Source organism: Rhizobium phaseoli (assembly GCF_010668805.1).
Classification (GTDB): Bacteria; Pseudomonadota; Alphaproteobacteria; order Rhizobiales; family Rhizobiaceae; genus Rhizobium; species Rhizobium phaseoli_A.
On sequence record NZ_WUFT01000014.1, the window covers coordinates 119,725 to 136,422 of the forward strand.

At 62.4% G+C, this 16,698-nt stretch carries 17 protein-coding genes; 7 read left to right on the top strand and 10 right to left on the bottom strand.

Annotated elements, in window-relative coordinates:
* Positions 1-34 precede the first annotated feature (34 nt).
* Both GR197_RS21810 and GR197_RS21815 read left to right on the top strand, forming a co-directional pair.
* Positions 35-793 (top strand): fumarylacetoacetate hydrolase family protein, encoded by a 759-nt coding sequence (locus GR197_RS21810; protein ID WP_164013288.1) that lies wholly within the window; start codon positions 35-37, stop codon positions 791-793.
* A gap of 154 nt (positions 794-947) precedes the next feature.
* Complete coding sequence (locus tag GR197_RS21815; protein WP_164013290.1) at positions 948-1,727, top strand: ABC transporter ATP-binding protein; 780 nt, start codon at positions 948-950, stop codon at positions 1,725-1,727.
* A 110-nt stretch (positions 1,728-1,837) separates the two neighbouring features.
* On the opposite strand, the gene mmsB is transcribed toward GR197_RS21815, so the two are convergent.
* The 7 genes from mmsB to GR197_RS21850 form a co-directional block, all read right to left on the bottom strand.
* On the bottom strand, positions 1,838-2,719 hold the full coding sequence (gene mmsB, locus GR197_RS21820; RefSeq protein WP_164013292.1) for a 3-hydroxyisobutyrate dehydrogenase: 882 nt from the start codon (positions 2,717-2,719) through the stop codon (positions 1,838-1,840).
* A 9-nt stretch (positions 2,720-2,728) separates the two neighbouring features.
* Positions 2,729-4,324, bottom strand: coding sequence for a GMC family oxidoreductase (locus GR197_RS21825; RefSeq protein ID WP_164013294.1), 1,596 nt, complete (start codon positions 4,322-4,324; stop codon positions 2,729-2,731).
* 69 nt (positions 4,325-4,393) lie between these two features.
* Positions 4,394-5,383, bottom strand: coding sequence for a branched-chain amino acid ABC transporter permease (locus GR197_RS21830; RefSeq protein ID WP_164013296.1), 990 nt, complete (start codon positions 5,381-5,383; stop codon positions 4,394-4,396).
* Between the two features lies 1 nt (position 5,384).
* Positions 5,385-6,272: a branched-chain amino acid ABC transporter permease gene (locus GR197_RS21835; RefSeq protein ID WP_164013298.1), complete on the bottom strand. Its 888-nt coding sequence runs from the start codon at positions 6,270-6,272 to the stop codon at positions 5,385-5,387.
* A gap of 4 nt (positions 6,273-6,276) precedes the next feature.
* The gene (locus GR197_RS21840) at positions 6,277-6,978 is read right to left on the bottom strand and encodes an ABC transporter ATP-binding protein (protein WP_164013300.1); all 702 of its coding nucleotides are present in this window, start codon (positions 6,976-6,978) and stop codon (positions 6,277-6,279) included.
* Positions 6,978-7,760, bottom strand: coding sequence for an ABC transporter ATP-binding protein (locus tag GR197_RS21845; RefSeq protein ID WP_164013302.1), 783 nt, complete (start codon positions 7,758-7,760; stop codon positions 6,978-6,980). Before GR197_RS21845 ends, GR197_RS21840 begins: the two co-directional genes overlap by 1 nt.
* Positions 7,761-7,765: 5 nt before the next feature.
* Positions 7,766-8,971, bottom strand: coding sequence for an ABC transporter substrate-binding protein (locus GR197_RS21850; protein WP_164013304.1), 1,206 nt, complete (start codon positions 8,969-8,971; stop codon positions 7,766-7,768).
* A 174-nt stretch (positions 8,972-9,145) separates the two neighbouring features.
* On the opposite strand from GR197_RS21850, the gene GR197_RS21855 reads away from it, so the two are divergent.
* Positions 9,146-10,099: a LysR family transcriptional regulator gene (locus tag GR197_RS21855; protein ID WP_164013306.1), complete on the top strand. Its 954-nt coding sequence runs from the start codon at positions 9,146-9,148 to the stop codon at positions 10,097-10,099.
* On the opposite strand, the gene GR197_RS21860 is transcribed toward GR197_RS21855, so the two are convergent.
* Complete coding sequence (locus GR197_RS21860; protein ID WP_164013308.1) at positions 10,100-10,438, bottom strand: cupin domain-containing protein; 339 nt, start codon at positions 10,436-10,438, stop codon at positions 10,100-10,102.
* A gap of 174 nt (positions 10,439-10,612) precedes the next feature.
* On the opposite strand from GR197_RS21860, the gene GR197_RS21865 reads away from it, so the two are divergent.
* Positions 10,613-11,800: an acyl-CoA dehydrogenase gene (locus GR197_RS21865; protein WP_164013310.1), complete on the top strand. Its 1,188-nt coding sequence runs from the start codon at positions 10,613-10,615 to the stop codon at positions 11,798-11,800.
* Here GR197_RS21865 and GR197_RS21870 read toward each other — a convergent pair.
* The gene (locus GR197_RS21870; RefSeq protein ID WP_164013312.1) at positions 11,797-12,486 is read right to left on the bottom strand and encodes a hypothetical protein; all 690 of its coding nucleotides are present in this window, start codon (positions 12,484-12,486) and stop codon (positions 11,797-11,799) included. The genes GR197_RS21865 and GR197_RS21870 overlap by 4 nt on opposite strands.
* A 329-nt stretch (positions 12,487-12,815) precedes the next feature.
* Here GR197_RS21870 and GR197_RS21875 point away from each other — a divergent pair, with 329 nt between their 5' ends.
* From GR197_RS21875 to GR197_RS21885, 3 genes are read left to right on the top strand one after another with little or no spacing between them, the layout of a single operon-like run.
* Entirely contained in the window at positions 12,816-13,277 is a 462-nt protein-coding gene (locus GR197_RS21875; protein ID WP_164013314.1) for a DUF4126 domain-containing protein, read from the top strand.
* Positions 13,274-14,641 carry an FAD-containing oxidoreductase gene (locus GR197_RS21880; RefSeq protein ID WP_164013316.1) on the top strand — a complete coding sequence of 456 codons (1,368 nt, stop codon included), beginning with the start codon at positions 13,274-13,276 and terminating at the stop codon, positions 14,639-14,641. The genes GR197_RS21875 and GR197_RS21880 overlap by 4 nt, the downstream gene beginning before the upstream one ends.
* Positions 14,642-14,674: 33 nt before the next feature.
* Positions 14,675-15,244, top strand: coding sequence for a VTT domain-containing protein (locus tag GR197_RS21885; protein WP_164013318.1), 570 nt, complete (start codon positions 14,675-14,677; stop codon positions 15,242-15,244).
* A 15-nt stretch (positions 15,245-15,259) separates the two neighbouring features.
* Here the strand turns inward: GR197_RS21885 and GR197_RS21890 are convergent, their stop codons facing one another.
* Complete coding sequence (locus GR197_RS21890; protein WP_164013320.1) at positions 15,260-16,303, bottom strand: NAD(P)-dependent alcohol dehydrogenase; 1,044 nt, start codon at positions 16,301-16,303, stop codon at positions 15,260-15,262.
* Between the last annotated feature and the right edge of the window lie 395 nt (positions 16,304-16,698).

Consider the following 16,698-nt stretch of genomic DNA (forward strand, 5'->3'; position numbering starts at 1 on the left):
GTGTGCACCTCGACAATCAGTTCGAGGAGACAGCATGACAGAGGCATTCGATCCGCGCGCGGTCGCCGCCAGGTTTCACAGCCTGCGCCAGGCCGGCAAGCAGGAGGAAACCGGCAGTTTCACCCTGCCAACCGATCTGCATCAGGCGATGGAGACGCAAAATTTCCTCGCCGCCGCAGACGGTATCTCCAGCAACGCCTGGAAAGTGACGGTCTCGCCTGAGGGCCAGGCGGTTACCGCTCCGCTGCATCCCTACTCCGAGGCCGCCGCCGGCGCCAGCATCCCCTGGTATCCCGGTCTGAAATTTGAGACCGAGATCGCCGTCCGTCTCGGCAAGGACCTGCCGATCCGCTCAGGTGCTCCCTATAGCCGCGCCGAGGTGGTCGAGGCGATCTCCGCTGCCTATCTCGGCGCCGAACTGCTGGTCAGCGCCGTGAGAGAGAGCGGCGGCGTTTCCTTCCTGCTGTTTACCGCCGACCGGCTCGGCAATAGCGGTTATGTGCTCGGCCCGAAGCTCGAAAAAAGCGTGGTCGACACCGCCGGCGGTACGCAGCTCAAGGTCACCCATGCCGGCCGCTCGATCTATGATGGTCCGGCGCAGCATCCGAAGGGCGACGTCCTCACCTGGCTCGTCGACTACGCCAATGACGGTCAGCGCCCCGAGACATCGCTGAAGGCAGGCGCGCTGATCACCACAGGCACGTTGAGCGGCGCGGTCGAACTGACCGAACCCGGTGAGATCGACATCTCGTTCGGCGACACCAGGCTCAGTTTCTCGGTGTCGAAGGCTTGAGTTGACGCCTGGAGGATTTCGACAAGGGCATCCAATCGGCGCGTCGAATGGTGCCGAGCGGAAAGCATAAGTTGACAATCCGGGTTTAGTTTTGCAGGGAAAGGAAGGGCTCGCCCTCCCGAGCCCGTTCGCAGCGCCGAACCTGGAGCAGATCATGCCTTCGCCTTTCCTTGCCCTGTCGGGAATCGATTATGCCATCGGGCCGAAATCCATCCTGCATGGCATAGACCTGACGCTCGACCAGGGCCGCATCTACGGTCTCGTGGGGCCAAACGGCTCCGGCAAGAGCACGCTTCTGAAGATCATCGCCCGCCAGGTCGCGCCGAAATCCGGCGCCATCGCCTTTAACGGCAAACCGGCAAGGGACTGGGGCGCCCGGGAATTTGCCCGGCACGTCGCCTACATGCCGCAATTCACGCCGGCGACCGACGGCATGACCGTGCGGGAACTCGTGGCGCTCGGCCGTTTTCCCTGGCACGGCACGCTCGGCCGCTTCACCGCGACCGATCGCAACATGGTCGAGGAGGCGATCGCCCGCACCGAGCTTGACGATTTTGCCGATCGTCTCGTCGCCAACATGTCCGGCGGCGAGCGCCAGCGTGCCTGGATCGCCATGATGCTCGCCCAGGACGCCCGCTGCCTGCTGCTCGACGAACCGACATCGGCGCTCGACCTTGCCCATCAGGCAAGCGTCCTCTCGCTGGTGCAGGAGCTCAGCCATGAACGCGGGCTGACCGTCATCATCGTGCTGCACGACATCAACCTCGCCGCACGCTACGGCGATGCGATCATCGCCCTCAATCGCGGCTGGATCACCGCCGAAGGCACGCCCACGGAGATCATGCAGGCCGAAACGCTGCAGTCGATCTTCGGCGTCGGTATGGGCGTCTTTCCGCATCCGGTTCGAAACGAGCCGGTCAGCTATCTCTTGTAAAGCAATTCCAGGAAAAGTGCGAAGCGGTTTTCCGTCCGGAATTGCGTTAAAACAAAGGCTTAGGGTGGTTCTGCGTGTTCATCAAAAGCTGAACCACTCTACTTCGTCGCTTATAGCTTCTCGCGGAACATCTCGATGATGGCGGAAAAGTCCCGTCCGCCGTTACCCTGTTTTTCGAAGAGCGCATAAAGCTGGGCCGCTTCGGCGCCGAGCGGCGTGGACGCGCCGCTTGCCAGCGCCGCCTCCTGCGAAAGCCTGAGATCCTTCAGCATCAGGGCGGCGGCGAAACCCGGCTTGTAGCCGTTATTGGCGGGCGAGGTCGGCACCGGTCCGGGCACCGGGCAATAGGTATTGATCGACCAGCACTGACCGGATGAGGTCGAGGCGACGTCGAAGAGCGCCTGATGCGAGAGACCGAGTTTTTCGGCAAGCACGAAGGCCTCGCAGACGCCGACCATCGAAATGCCGAGGATCATGTTGTTGCAGATCTTCGCCGCCTGGCCGGCGCCGGCCTCGCCGCAATGGACGATCTTCTTTCCCATCGCCTCGAGGATCGGTTTCGCCCTGGCGAAGGCCTCATCCGAGCCACCGGCCATGAAGGTCAGCGTGCCGGCGCTCGCCCCACCGGTGCCGCCGGAGACTGGAGCGTCAAGCGACAGGCAGCTTGCGGCCTTAGCCATCTCATGCGCTTTGCGGCTGCTGTCGACATCGATAGTCGAGCAATCGATGACCAGCGTGCCTTGCGCCGCGGTCTGCAAGATATCGGTCCAGGCCGTCAGCACGTGTTTGCCCTGCGGCAGCATTGTGATGACGATGTCGGCGTCCTTGACCGCCTGGCTGGCATGGCTTGCCGGTTTGACGCCGCTGTCCTCGGCCGCCTTCAGCACGGAGGCTGCGAGATCGAAACCGAGGACCTCGTGACCTGCTTTGACCAGATTGGCCGCCATCGGCCCGCCCATATTGCCAAGCCCGATGAATGCGATCCTTGCCATGGTCTTCTCCTATCGATTGTCTTCGAGGATCATCGCTGCCGCCTTTTCGGCGATCATGATCGTCGGCGAATTGGTATTGCCCGAGACGATCGACGGCATCACCGAGGCGTCGGCGATCCTGAGCTTGCCGAGCGCCCGGAAGCGCAGACGGGGATCGACGACGCTGTCTCTGTCGGCGCCCATGCGGCAGGTGCCGACTGGATGGAAGATCGTCGTGCCGATTTCGCCCGCCGCCCGCTCCAGATCGGCCTCGGTCTGATAGCTGGGTCCCGGCTTGAATTCCTCCGGCTTGAACCGAGCGAAGGAAGGCTGCGCGACGATCTTGCGCGTCAACCGTATTGAACGGACAGCTATGTCACGATCGCGTTGCGTCGAGAGGTATTTCGGGCTGATCGTCGGCTGCGCGGCAAAATCCGGGCTCGACAGGTGCACCGAACCGCGGCTCTCCGGCCTCAGATTGCAGACGCTCGCGGTGATCGCCGGGAAAGGATGGACGGGATCGCCGAACTTCTCCAGCGAGACCGGCTGCACATGATATTGCAGATCCGGCGTTTCCCGGTCCGGACCCGAGCGGGTGAAGATGCCGAGCTGGCTCGGCGCCATCGCCATCGGCCCGGAGCGGCGGACGAGATATTCGAGCCCGATCGCCGCCTTGCCGATCAGCTTCGTCGCCTTCTCGTTCAGCGTCGGGACGCCCGTCACCTTGTAGGCGAGCCGCAGTTGCAGATGGTCCTGCAGGTTTTCGCCGACACCCTTCACTTCGGTGATGACATCGACGCCCGCCCGCTGGAGAACCTCGCCCCTGCCGACGCCTGAGAGTTCCAGAATATGCGGCGAGCCGATCGACCCGGCCGAAAGAATGGTTTCCTTGCCCGCATAGGCGCGTTTCGCCACGCCATCGTGCTGGAATTCGACGCCGGCGACCACCCCCTCCTCCACCAGCAGCCGCCGGACCTGCGCCTTGATGAGGACGGTCAGATTGGAGCGTTTCCGCGCCGGGCGCAGAAAAGCCTTCGAGGTGTTCCAGCGAATGCCGGAACGCTGGTTGACGTCGAAATAGCCGGACCCTTCATTGCTGCCGCGGTTGAAATCTGCCGTCTCGGGAATGCCTGCTTCTCTCGCCGCCTGCTGGAAAGCGTCGAGCACGGCCCAGCGCACGCGCGCCCTTTCGATGCGCCATTCGCCGCCGGCGCCATGCATCTCGTCTTCGCCGCGATAAAAATCCTCGGACCTGCGGAAGAAGGGCAGAACATCGTCCCAGCCCCAGCCGGTGCAGCCCATCTGCCGCCAGAGGTCGTAATCGCGCGCCTGGCCGCGCATATAGATCATGCCGTTGATCGAAGAGGAGCCACCGAGCACCTTGCCGCGCGGATAGCTCAGCGCCCGGCCGTTCAATCCGGCTTCGGGCGCCGTGGTGAAACACCAGTCGGTGCGCGGATTGTTGATGCAATAGAGATAACCGACCGGGATATGGATCCAGTGGTAATTGTCGCTGCCGCCGGCTTCCAGCAGCAGCACCCGGCTCCTGCCATCGGCCGACAGCCGGTTGGCAAGCACGCAGCCGGCACTGCCTGCTCCGATGATGATATAGTCGTAACGATCCATGTGCCCCACACGAAGCTTCAGATGCTTGCCGCTTTCCTCTCCCCGCGGGACGCGAAGAGGTCCGCCCGTTCAGCGGCGATAGACGAAGCCCAGTTTGCGCCCCAGCCGCGAGGCGTAGAATTCGCCGATAATGCCGCGGCGGAAGATCAGCACGCAGACCATGAAGACGATGCCGGTGATGATCGTCACCGGAAATTCCGAGGTGGCGAGGTAGTTTTCCAATGCCACCACCAGCCCGGCGCCAAAGAGCGGGCCGATCAGCGTGCCGATGCCGCCGAGCAGCGTCATCAGGATCACCTCGCCCGACATCTGCCAGGCGACGTCGGTCAAGGTTGCGAACTGGAAGACGATCGATTTCACCGCGCCCGCCAGCCCCGCAAGCGCGGCCGACATCACGAAGGCTCCGAGCTTGTAACGCGCGACGGAATAACCGAGCGAAACTGCCCGGTTTTCGTTTTCACGGATCGATTTCAGGATCATGCCGAAGGGCGAGTTGATGAAACGCCAGATGATCAGCACGCCGATAATGAAAACGGCCAGCACGAAATAATACATGTTGGTCGAGCTGTTCAGATCGATAAAGCCGAAGAGATTGCCGCGCGGCACCGACTGGATGCCGTCCTCGCCTTCGGTGAACTTCGCCTGCAGGCAGAAGAAGAAGAACATCTGCGACAGCGCCAGCGTGATCATCGCGAAATAGATGCCCTGGCGGCGGATGGCGAAGAAGCCCATCACCAAGCCGAGAAACGCCGCACCCGCCACGCCGATCAGAATGCCGAGTTCCGGCGGCAGCCCCCATTCCTTCACCGTATAGGCGGTGAAATAGGCGGCCCCGCCGAAGAAGGTGGCATGGCCGAAGGACAGCAGGCCGGTATAGCCGAGCAGCAGGTTGAAGGCGCAGGCGAACAACGCGAAGCACAGCAACTTCATCAGGAAGATCGGATAGAAAAAGAACGGCGCCAGCAGCAGGAGCAAAAGCCCAACCGTGAGGAAACCCGCCTGCACCGAAAGGGCGGTTCGGCTTTTTTCCGTTTGGATGGTGTCGGTGATGTCGGTCATGTCAGGCATCCCGGCCGAAGAGGCCCGCTGGCCTGATGAGAAGCACGATCGCCATGATGACGAAGATGACGATGTTGGAAGCCTCGGGATAGAACACCTTGGTCAGGCCCTCGGCGATGCCGAGCACATAACCGGTGATGATCGCCCCCATGATCGATCCCATGCCGCCGACGACGACCACGGCGAAGACGACGATGATCATGTTCGAGCCCATCAGCGGCGAGACCTGATAGATCGGCGCCGCCAGCACGCCGGCAAAGGCGGCAAGGCCGGCGCCAAGCGCATAGGTCAGCGTCAACAGCACCGGCACGTTGACGCCGAAGACCTGCACCAGCACCGCGTTTTCGGTGGCGGCGCGGAGATAGGCGCCGAGCTTGGTCTTCTCGATCAGCAGCCATGTGCCGAGGCAGACGACGAGCGAGACGACGACCACCCAGCCGCGATAGATCGGCAGGAACATGAAGCCGAGATTGGCGCCGCCGGCTAGGGCTGCCGGTGTCGCATAGGGCTGGCCGGAGGAGCCGTAGAGATAACGGAAGGTGCCTTCGACCGCGAGCGCCAGCCCAAAAGTGAAGAGCAGGCCGTAGAGCGGATCGAGATCGTAGAGCCGGCGCAGGAACAGCCGCTCGATGATGGCGCCAGCAAGGCCGACAATGACAGGCGCCACGATCAGCGACGGCCAATAGCCGATGCCGGCATAAGTCAGCAGCAGGTAGGCGACGAAGGCGCCGAGCATATATTGCGCGCCATGGGCGAAGTTGATCACCCGGAGCAGGCCGAAGATGATGGCGAGGCCGAGGCTGAGCAGCGCATAGAACGAGCCATTGATCAGGCCGATCAGCAGCTGGCCGAGCAGCGCCTGCAGGGGAATGCCGAAGATCATCATCATCTGGTCATACTCCCAGAACCTTGTGCAGCGTATCCATGCGCTGCGGCAGTTCGCCGACCGGGAATTCCGACACCATCTGCCCATGATCCATCAGATAGAAGCGATCGGCAATACGACTGGCGAAACGGAAGTTCTGCTCGACCAGCAGGATCGTCATGCCGCGGCCTTTCAGGGTCTGCAGCACCTCGCCGATACGCTGGACGATGACGGGGGCAAGCCCCTCCGTCGGTTCGTCGAGAATAAGCAGCCTGACGCCGGTGCGCAGGATCCGGGCGATCGCCAGCATCTGCTGCTCGCCGCCGGAAAGTTTGGTGCCGGGGCTGCCGCGGCGCTCGTAGAGATTGGGAAAGAGTTCGTAGATCTCGTCAAGCGTCATGCCGCCCTTCGCCACCACCGGCGGCAGCAGCAGGTTTTCCGAGACGGTCAGCGTCGAGAAGATGCCGCGCTCCTCCGGCACGAAGCCGATGCCGCGGTGGGCCGTCTTGTGCAGCGGCACCTGCATCATGTCGCTGCCGGCAAAGCTGATCCTGCCCTTGCGGGACCGCACGATGCCGGTGATGGTGCGCAATGTCGTCGTCTTGCCGACGCCGTTGCGGCCGAGAATGGTGATCGTCTCGCCTTCGGCCACCCGCATGTCGACACCGTGCAGGACGTGGCTTTCGCCGTACCAGGCGTTCAGTCCCTGGACTTCGAGGAGAGCGGCCATCAATGCTCCTCCGTGCCCATATAGGCGACGCGCACGCGCTCGTCCTGGCTGACTGTGGCGTAGTCACCCTCGGCGAGGATTTCGCCGCGCTGCAGCACGGTGACATGCTGGCAGATATTGGCGACGACGGAGAGATTGTGCTCGACCATCAGCACCGCCCGGTCGCGGGCGACGTCGCGGATGATGGATGAGACGACGGCGACATCCTCAAGCCCCATGCCGGCCATCGGTTCGTCGAGCAGCAGCACCTTGGGATCGAGCGCCAGCGTGGTGGCGATCTCCAGCACGCGCTTGCGGCCATAGGAGAGATCGGCGGCGATCTGATCGCGCTCCTTGGAAAGCCCGACGCTGGCAAGCAGTTGCTCGGCGCGCGCGTTCAGCCGGTCGAGCGCCGAGAGCGGCCGCCAGAACTGGGTGGAAAGATTGTTCGGCCGCTGCAGCGCCACGCGCACATTGTCGAGAACGCTTAAGTGCGGAAAGACCGCCGAGATCTGGAAGGAGCGTACCAATCCCATGCGCGCCACCTTGTCGGGCTGCGTCCTGGTGATATCGGTGCCCATAAGCGTGATCGTACCTGCTGTCGGCTGCAGGAACTTGGTCAAAAGGTTGAAGACCGTCGTCTTGCCGGCGCCGTTCGGGCCGATCAGCGCATGCACGCTCGCATCATGCACGTCGAGATCGACGTTCTTGACGGCCGTGAAGCCGCCGAAATCGCGGCGCAGGCCGCGGGCGGACAATACCACCCGCGGCTTTTCCTGAGTTTCAATTGCGGAAACCGCCATTGCGCTCACTTCACCAGATCGCAACCGCTCTTGGCGGGATCGATATAGGCTTCCTTGCCGGGAATGGTGGCAAGCACGTTGAAGTAATCCCACGGCTCCTTGCTTTCGGAAGGCTTCTTGACCTGCAGCAGGTACATGTCGTGGATCATGCGGCCATTGGCGCCGACCGTGCCACCGCGGCCGAAGACGTCGTCAACAGGCATTTCATGCAGCTGCTTGGCGACGGCTTCCGTTTCGTCGGTGCCGGCCTTCTGCACCGCCTTCAGATATTGCGTCACTGCCGAATAGGTGCCGGTGTGGATCATGTTCGGCATCTTGCCGGTGCGAGCGAAGAACTTCTTGGCGAAGGCGCGGCTTTCGTCGTCGCGGTTCCAGTAAAAACCTTCCGTCAGCGTCAGCCCCTGTGCCGCCTCGAGGCCAAGACCATGCACTTCGGCGAGCGTGAAGAGCAGCGCCGCCAGATGCTGGCCGCCCTGGGTGATGCCGAATTCGGCCGCCTGCTTGATGGCGTTCGAGGTGTCGAGGCCGGCATTGGCCAGACCGATCACCTTGGCGCCTGATGATTGCGCCTGCAGCAGGAAGGACGAGAAGTCCTGGATCGACAGCGGATGGCGGACGGCGCCGACGACCTTGCCGCCGCTCGACTTGACGTAATCGCTGGTCTGCTGCTCCAGCGAATAGCCGAAGGCATAGTCGGCAGTCAGGAAGAACCAGCTGTCGCCGCCCTGCTTGACGAGAGCGCCGCCGGTGCCGACGGCGAGCGCATGCGTGTCGTAGGCCCAATGGAAGCCGTAGGGCGAGCAGGCCTTGCCGGTGAGATCGGTCGTCGCCGCACCGGTGACGATGTCGATCTTCTTCTTCTCCTTGCCGATCGCCTGCACGGCAAGCGCCACCGACGAGGTCGTCAATTCCATGATCGCATCCACCTGCTCGGTGTCGTACCACTGGCGGGCGATGTTCGAGGCAATATCCGGTTTGTTCTGGTGGTCGGCATCGACGATCTCGATCGGCACATCAAGCACCTTGCCGCCGAAATCCTCGACCGCCATCTTGGCGGCCTCGACGGAAGACTTGCCGCCGAAATCGGCATAAACACCCGACTGGTCGTTCAGGATGCCGATCTTGACCTTGCCGTCGGTCGCGCTCTGCGCGAGCACCGCAGTGCTGCTTGCAAGCAGAAATGCAACTGATGCAATGAGATTCATACGCATATTCTCTCCTCCCAGAGATTGGCCAGATTGCGGATCTGTTCAGATTTGGCCAGCCGCACTCCTCAGAGCGACCGACCCTTAGCTTACGATCAAGGAAATTCAGCCTTGAGGCAACGGGTGGTTTACAACTAATTCCAAACAGTATCTGTTCATTTTTGAACAGAGGGGATCGCGATGAACAATCCACCGCAGTTTACTTGGGACGATCTGCAGTTTTTTCTAGCCGTCGCCCGCACTGGACAGCTCTCGACGGCGGCTCGCCAGCTGCGCTCCAGCCATGCCACGGTCTCGCGCCGCATCGACCGGCTGGAATTCACCCTCAAGGTCAAGCTGTTCGAGCGCAATCCGCGCGGCTACGTGCTGACCGCCATGGGCACGCGTTTCATCGAGACAGCCGAGAGGATGGAGCAGGAGACCGAGCGCCTGCGCGCCGACCTCGCCGACGGCTCGATGGCGCAGCGCGGCCTCGTGCGCCTGAGCGCGCCGGAAGGTTTTGCCAATTTCTTCTTCGCGACCGTGCTGCCGCGGTTTGCCGCCCAGCATCCGCACCTGGCGCTGGAACTGGTGACGATCCAGCAGATCATGTCGCTGTCGCGCAAGGAGGCCGATCTTTCCGTCGTGCTCGACGAGCCGAAGGGCGGGCCCTATTTCGCCGAGAAGCTGACCGACTATCACCTGCAGATCTACGGCTCGCGCGACTATCTGGCAAAAGCGCCTGAGATCACCTGCCGCGAAGACCTGCTCGGCCATCCCTTCGTCAGCTACATCGAGGAAATGATCTTCGCGCCGGGCCTGGACTATCTCAGCGATGTGCATCCGCGCATCAAGCCGCAGTTCCAGAGTTCCAGCATCTTCGCGCAGCTCACCGCCACCCGAAACGGCCTCGGCCTCTGCATCCTGCCCTACTTCTTCGCCAGCCGCTATCCGGAGTTGGTGCGCGTGCTGCCCGAGGAAATCGACCTCAAGCGCCAATACTGGATCACCTGCCATCGCGACCTGAAACAGGCGCCGCGCGTGCGCGCCGTCATCGACTTCCTGCGTGAGGCAGTGCGCGGCGAGGATGCGCGCTTCGTACCGCCCTACGTCACTCCAGCGGGCGCGCCGCGCCGGCCAGAAGCCGAAACCTGATTATTTGAGAAACTCGGCCCGATGCGGGGTGAAGGCATCGATCAGCCTGCCCTTTTCCAGCGCCTTGACGCCATGGACGAGATTGGGCGGCACGATGAAGCTGCCGCCCTGGTGCAGCACCTCGGTCCGGCCGTCGATCGTCACTTCGAAGCTGCCCTCGGCGACATAACTTGCCTGGATGTGCGGATGCGAATGGGCAGCACCGACGGCGCCGCTTTCGAAGGCCACTTCCACCATCATCATCTCAGGCAGATAGGTCATGATGCGCCTGACGACGCCGGGCTCGGGGTTGACCCATTCGGCGCTTTCGGCCGATACGAACAGATCGCTTGACGACATTTCCGTCTCCTCGTTCCAGAATCGATCGCCGGCAAAGTGGATCATGCCGACGCTTTTGAAAAGATGGCGGACGCTGTCTTTTCGATACGACCGCCTTCTGTTGACGCGGTCGCCTGGCGGGTCTATGCGACCTTGAGCGAGGCAGGCCTGAATTCAAGGTGAGGAGACGCCGACATGCAGCATACGCGCGAAGTTTTCGACTGGGCCGACCCGTTCCGCCTGGTGGAGCAGCTGACCGACGAGGAGCGTATGGTGCAGGATACGGCCTATGCCTATGCGCAGGAGAAGCTTGCGCCCCGCGTTCTCGACGCCTTTCGCAATGAAAAGACCGACCCTCAGATCTTCCGCGAAATGGGCGAACTCGGCCTGCTCGGCCCGACGATCTCGCCTGAGTATGGCGGCGCCGGTCTCGGTTACGTCGCCTACGGCCTGATCGCCCGCGAAGTCGAACGGGTCGATAGCGGTTACCGCTCGATGATGAGCGTGCAGTCCTCGCTGGTCATGGTGCCGATCGACACCTTTGGCTCCGAAGCACAGAAGCTGAAATACCTGCCGAAACTCGCCAGCGGCGAATGGATCGGCTGCTTCGGCCTGACCGAACCCGATCACGGTTCCGACCCCGGCTCGATGGCGACGCGCGCGAAAAAGGTCGACGGCGGCTACAGCCTCACCGGCTCGAAGACCTGGATTTCAAACGCCCCGATCGCCGATGTCTTCGTCGTCTGGGCCAAGACCGAGGACGGCCTCATCCGCGGCTTCATCCTCGAAAAGGGCTGGAAAGGGCTTTCGGCTCCCGCCATTCACGGCAAGGTGGGCTTGCGCGCCTCGATCACCGGCGAAGTGGTGATGGACGGGGTCTTCGTGCCCGAGGAAAATCTCCTGCCCAGCGTCACCGGCCTCAAGGGGCCGTTCACCTGCCTGAATTCGGCGCGCTTCGGCATCGCCTGGGGCGCGCTCGGTGCTGCCGAGGATTGTTATGCCAGGGCACGGCAATACACGCTGGATCGCAAGCAGTTCAACCGGCCGCTCGCCGCCAATCAGCTGATCCAGAAGAAGCTCGCCGATATGGCGGCGGAGATCTCGCTCGGCCTGCAGGGCTGCCTGCGGCTCGGCCGCATGAAGGAGGAAGGTCATCCGCCGGTTGAGCTGACCTCGATCCTCAAGCGCAACAGCTGCGGCAAGGCGCTGGAGATTGCGCGTGCGGCCCGCGACATGCTCGGCGGCAACGGCATCTCCGACGAATTCGGCATCGCCCGCCATCTCGTCAACCTCGAAGTGGTCAACACCTATGAGGGCACCCACGACATCCACGCGCTGATCATCGGCCGGGCGATCACCGGCATCGCCGCGTTTGCGAATTAGGTGTTTTTTGCAACTCTGCGCTCGACGGCGCGTTTTATTGCATGACTAAGAAAGGCCAGCTTATCGAAGCTGAAACTGTCTTCCTCAGGCATGCTTTCACGAATGCTCGTCACCGATTCCCCTGCGCGAAGGCGCTGCGCGATTTCGATTCCTCGTGCCGCACGCTTGCGCTCCGACTCCCGCCAAAATGCGGTAGTCTCGGGATTTCTGAACTTAAACGGCGTTGTGCCGGCGCCGGCGAGGACTGCTTCCGAAAAGTGAGCAAAATACTTGTCGTTGACGACCACCGCCCAGAAGATCGTTTCCGCTCTCACGTAGAGATCGCGGTCCAGCAGGCGGGCGGCGAGACGATCCGCAATGGCATCGCTATAGAGCCTGGAGTTTCTCACATAAGCCACAAACCGCCATCGGCAGTGGCCCACCGGGTCATCGGCTAGCTTGATAATAAAGTCGGCCATAAGGTCCGCAGGCGGGTCAGCTTCATCGAGATACCAAGCCCCCCGTTCCCGCTCGCCTGATTTCTCCGATTGAAGCAGTTCGATGAGCGGCTCCAGGTCGATCCCCTTGCGCCATCGTTTAAACACGGTCCATAGTGCATGGTAGGCAAAGTCTTTCCCACGATCCTCTCCATCATTTATCATTCGGAGCAGATCATCGGTGGCGTATGCAGAAAAATCGGAACTCATCGAGAAAGCGGTGGTCGCGCCACACGCGTTTTGGTTGATGCAGGTGTATTACTTGCCCAATGGCGACATCCATGTCAATCCCGAGCGCGAAAATTCGCCCTTGGAACCAACACGCGGCCTCCTGACAGATTGCCACCCTCATGCATGCCGGCCAAAATTGTGCAGCCGCTTGGGACAACGACATGCATAGAACAGAGACTTAAAGCGCGTCGCATGATTCCGATTTGACATGACGCGCGTTAGCCCGTCGGCGAAGGGCGAATTGCCACGCGCCTGACAATGTGCAACCTTCCCTCTCGCGGCACAAAGCCGGCAATGAGGGGTCGCGCATGTTTCTGCTTCTTGCATTGCTGATTGGTGTCATTTCAGGCCTTCGCACCATGACGGCGCCGGCCGCCGTCGCCTGGGGCGCGGCGCTCGGCTGGTTCGACGTGTCGCAGACGCCGCTTGCCTTCATGGGTTACCGCTGGACGTCGTGGATCTTTACGATCCTCGCGGTCACCGAGCTGGTCGCCGACCAGCTGCCGTCGACGCCGTCGCGCAAGGTGCCGATGCAGTTCGGTGCCCGCATCGTCTCGGGGGCGCTGTCGGGTGCTGCGATCGGGGCCGCCAGCGGCCTGCTGTTCGGCGGGCTGATCGCCGGCGTGATCGGCGCCGTCATCGGCACCTATGGCGGCGCTGCCGCCCGCAGCCGGCTTGCCGTCTCCTTCGGCAAGGACCTGCCGGCCGCCCTTATCGAGGATGCCGTCGCCGTCATCGGCGCGGTGCTGATTGCGGGGGCCGTCGCATGAAAAACTTCGACGCTATTGTTATCGGTGCCGGCCAGGCCGGCCCGTCGCTTGCCGCCCGGATGGTCGACAAGGGCATGAAGGTGGCGCTGATCGAGCGCAAATTCCTCGGCGGCACCTGCGTCAATGCCGGCTGCATGCCGACCAAGACGCTGGTCGCCAGCGCCCGCGCCGCCCATGTCGCCAGAAGCGGCGCCGCCTACGGCGTCAATATCCCCGGCGAAATCGCCATCGACATGAAGGTGGTGAGGGCCCGCGCCGAAACCGTAACGATGAACGCCCGCAATGGCCTGATCGGCTGGCTCACCGGCATGGACGGCATGAGCGTAATCTACGGCCAAGCCCGTTTCGAAGGCCCGAAGACTATCAGCGTCAACGGCGAGACGCTGACTGCGCCGCGCATCTTCCTCAATGTCGGCGCGCGGCCGGTTATCCCCGAGCTGCCGGGTATCCATGATATCGATTACCTCACCAGCACCTCGATCATCCAGCTCGACACGCTGCCGCGGCATCTGGCGGTGATCGGCGGCAGTTATATCGGGCTGGAATTTGCGCAGATGTATCGCCGCTTCGGCGCCGAAGTCAGCGTCATCGAACACGGGCCGAAGCTCGCATCGCGCGAGGACGAGGATATATCCGATGCGATCGCCGAGATCCTGCGCGCCGAAGGCATCGGCGTCCACACCGATGCCGGCAACATCGCCTTTGCCGGAAATGGCGGCGGGGTAAGCGTCACCGCAGGCGCGGCGACAATCGATGCGAGCCATGTGCTGATCGCCACCGGCCGCACGCCGAACACCGACGATCTCGGCCTCGATGCCGCCGGCGTTATCACCGATAAACGCGGCTTCATTACCGTCGACGACAGGCTCGCCACCAATGTCGAGGGCATCTTCGCGCTCGGCGACTGCAACGGCCACGGCGCCTTCACCCACACCTCCTACAATGATTTCGAGATCGCCGCCGCCAATCTCCTCGACGGCGACGACCGCAAGCTCTCGAGCCGCATCCTCGCCTATGCGCTCTACATCGACCCGCCGCTCGGCCGCGTTGGCATGACGGAGAAACAAGCGCGGCAGTCGGGGCGCAAGATCATGGTCTCGACCCGGCCGATGAGCCGGGTCGGCCGCGCCAACGAGCGCGGCGAGACCAAAGGCTTCATGAAGGTGATTGCCGACGCCGAGACCAAGCAGATTCTTGGCGCGGCGATATTGGGCATCGAGGGCGACGAGGTGATCCACGGCCTGATCGATGCGATGAATGCCGGGACCACCTATCCCGCATTGCAATGGTCGGTGCCGATCCATCCGACGGTGTCGGAGCTGATCCCGACGCTGCTTGGCGATCTGAAGCCGGTTCAGCCGTGACCTGACCTCGGAAAGAGCTGGAGGCGAACCCGCGTGTCCATCGAACTGCTGATCGAGCATTACGGCCTGCTGGCGATCTTTCTGGGGGCGGCCTTCGAAGGCGAAACGGCCGCCTTTCTCGGCGGCGTGGTCGCTCATCGCGGGCTGCTTCCCTATTGGTCGGCGTCGCTCGCGGCCATGGCCGGATCCTTCGCCGGCGATCAGTTCTGGTTCTTTGCCGGCCGTTACGCGGCCCGATGGAGCCTCGTCCGCCGGCTGATGGAAAAGCCGGCGCTCGCCCGCGTTACCCAACTTCTGGAAAAATATCCGACCGGCTTCATCCTTGCCTTTCGTTTCCTCGTGGGATTGCGGACGATCAGTCCCATCGTCATCGGGACGACGCGGATATCGACCGGAAAATTCGTCGTCCTGAACACCATCGCCGCTTTGATCTGGGGGCAGCTTTTCACCGCGCTCGGCTATTTGTTCGGGCACGGCATCGAGCAGATATTGGGCCACCTTTCCCTTCACCGCCATCTGCTGATTGCGTTCGGGTCCGCGGCTGTCGCCGCCGCCGCGGCCCTTGCCTTTCGCAAGATGAGGCCGAGTGCCGGGCACTCGTAAAAGTGGTGCGGCGCCCTACTCCATGACGATCTGCAGCTTGACGTCGCTCGGCCGCGCCTCGACAGCGCGGTCGAAGGCCTTGATCGACTCCTCGAATGTGAAGGTCTCGGATATCAGCGGCTTCAGATCGACGCGGCCGGATGCCAGGAGCGCGATCGAGCGCTCATACTGGTGCGCGTAGCGGAACACCGTCTCGATACGGATCTCCTTGGTCGATGCCGTCGAGACATCGAAACCGATCGGGTTGACCGGCAGGCCGACGGCGACGATGACGCCACCCGGGCGCGGCAGCGCCATGATCGTCTCCCAGGCCTTCGGCGAGCCGGAGCATTCGAAGACGACGTCGGCACCCCAACCGTCGGTCAGCCGGACGACCTCTTCGCTCAGATTCTTTTCGCGGATATTGACCGGGATGACGCCCTGATATTGCGCTGATATATCGAGCTTCGGCTGGGCGAGATCGGCGACGATCGCCCGGGCGCAGCCGCCGGCAAGAGCGGCGATCGCCACCATCGTGCCGATCGGCCCGGCGCCGAGGACGACGGCGGTATCGCCTGGTGTAATCTTGGCTTTGCTGGCCGCCTGCATGCCGACGGCAAAGGGCTCGACCATGGCGCCCTCGGCGAAGCTGACATTGTCAGGCAGCTTGAAGGTATAATTGGCGGGATGCACGACCTCCGGCGTCAGCACGCCATGGATCGGCGGCGTCGCCCAGAAGGTCACGGCCGGGTCGATATTGTACATGCCGAGCCGGCTAGCCTTGGAATTCGGATCGGGAATGCCGGGTTCCATGCAGACACGGTCGCCGACTTTCAGATGCGTGACGCCGGCCCCGACCTCGACCACCGTGCCTGCCGCTTCATGGCCGAGCACCATCGGCGCATTGACAACGAAGGGGCCGATCTTGCCGTGCGTGTAATAATGCACGTCGGAACCGCAGACACCTACGGTATGGATCCTGATCTTCACCTCGCCCGGGCCGGTTTCGAGCGGCAGATCGATATCACGAAGCGCAAGCTCATGCTGGCGCTCGAGGACAAGCGCGCGGACTTTGGTCATTGTCGGTTTCCTTCCCTATGGCCCCTCGGTTCATCGAGTGACGTTGAAGCGACTATAAGACTGGAAGGGCCGGCACTTCAATCGTACAGATCAAGCTTCTGCTCAACATGTGATGAAATGCCCATTGCTCTAATCCGAAAGATTTGCCTTCCAAGACCTCTGTATGATTCCAGCCGAGGCCGTCGGGGAGTACATTCTTCATTCGGGATCCCGTCCAGGAAGCAGGCAGAGAGATGAAGAAAGATTACGATAATATCGGCGGAAATCGGTCTTGCGGCCCGACGATATCAAGGTCATTGCGGGAATTCTGGCGCCGGCTTGTGGACCCGATTGTCGCACTGCCGAAAGGCCGGCAGCCGCAGCCAGTGCGCGTTGCCGTCGAGACGAGGGATCGA

Bases quoted from the DNA above. Each gene is read 5' to 3' on its own strand.
- GR197_RS21810 (WP_164013288.1), top strand. From the start codon at position 35: ATGACAGAGGCATTCGATCCGCGCGCGGTCGCCGCCAGGTTTCACAGC.
- GR197_RS21815 (WP_164013290.1), top strand. From the start codon at position 948: ATGCCTTCGCCTTTCCTTGCCCTGTCGGGAATCGATTATGCCATCGGG.
- mmsB (WP_164013292.1), bottom strand. From the start codon at position 2,719: ATGGCAAGGATCGCATTCATCGGGCTTGGCAATATGGGCGGGCCGATG.
- GR197_RS21825 (WP_164013294.1), bottom strand. From the start codon at position 4,324: ATGGATCGTTACGACTATATCATCATCGGAGCAGGCAGTGCCGGCTGC.
- GR197_RS21830 (WP_164013296.1), bottom strand. From the start codon at position 5,383: ATGACCGACATCACCGACACCATCCAAACGGAAAAAAGCCGAACCGCC.
- GR197_RS21835 (WP_164013298.1), bottom strand. From the start codon at position 6,272: ATGATGATGATCTTCGGCATTCCCCTGCAGGCGCTGCTCGGCCAGCTG.
- GR197_RS21840 (WP_164013300.1), bottom strand. From the start codon at position 6,978: ATGGCCGCTCTCCTCGAAGTCCAGGGACTGAACGCCTGGTACGGCGAA.
- GR197_RS21845 (WP_164013302.1), bottom strand. From the start codon at position 7,760: ATGGCGGTTTCCGCAATTGAAACTCAGGAAAAGCCGCGGGTGGTATTG.
- GR197_RS21850 (WP_164013304.1), bottom strand. From the start codon at position 8,971: ATGCGTATGAATCTCATTGCATCAGTTGCATTTCTGCTTGCAAGCAGC.
- GR197_RS21855 (WP_164013306.1), top strand. From the start codon at position 9,146: ATGAACAATCCACCGCAGTTTACTTGGGACGATCTGCAGTTTTTTCTA.
- GR197_RS21860 (WP_164013308.1), bottom strand. From the start codon at position 10,438: ATGTCGTCAAGCGATCTGTTCGTATCGGCCGAAAGCGCCGAATGGGTC.
- GR197_RS21865 (WP_164013310.1), top strand. From the start codon at position 10,613: ATGCAGCATACGCGCGAAGTTTTCGACTGGGCCGACCCGTTCCGCCTG.
- GR197_RS21870 (WP_164013312.1), bottom strand. From the start codon at position 12,486: ATGAGTTCCGATTTTTCTGCATACGCCACCGATGATCTGCTCCGAATG.
- GR197_RS21875 (WP_164013314.1), top strand. From the start codon at position 12,816: ATGTTTCTGCTTCTTGCATTGCTGATTGGTGTCATTTCAGGCCTTCGC.
- GR197_RS21880 (WP_164013316.1), top strand. From the start codon at position 13,274: ATGAAAAACTTCGACGCTATTGTTATCGGTGCCGGCCAGGCCGGCCCG.
- GR197_RS21890 (WP_164013320.1), bottom strand. From the start codon at position 16,303: ATGACCAAAGTCCGCGCGCTTGTCCTCGAGCGCCAGCATGAGCTTGCG.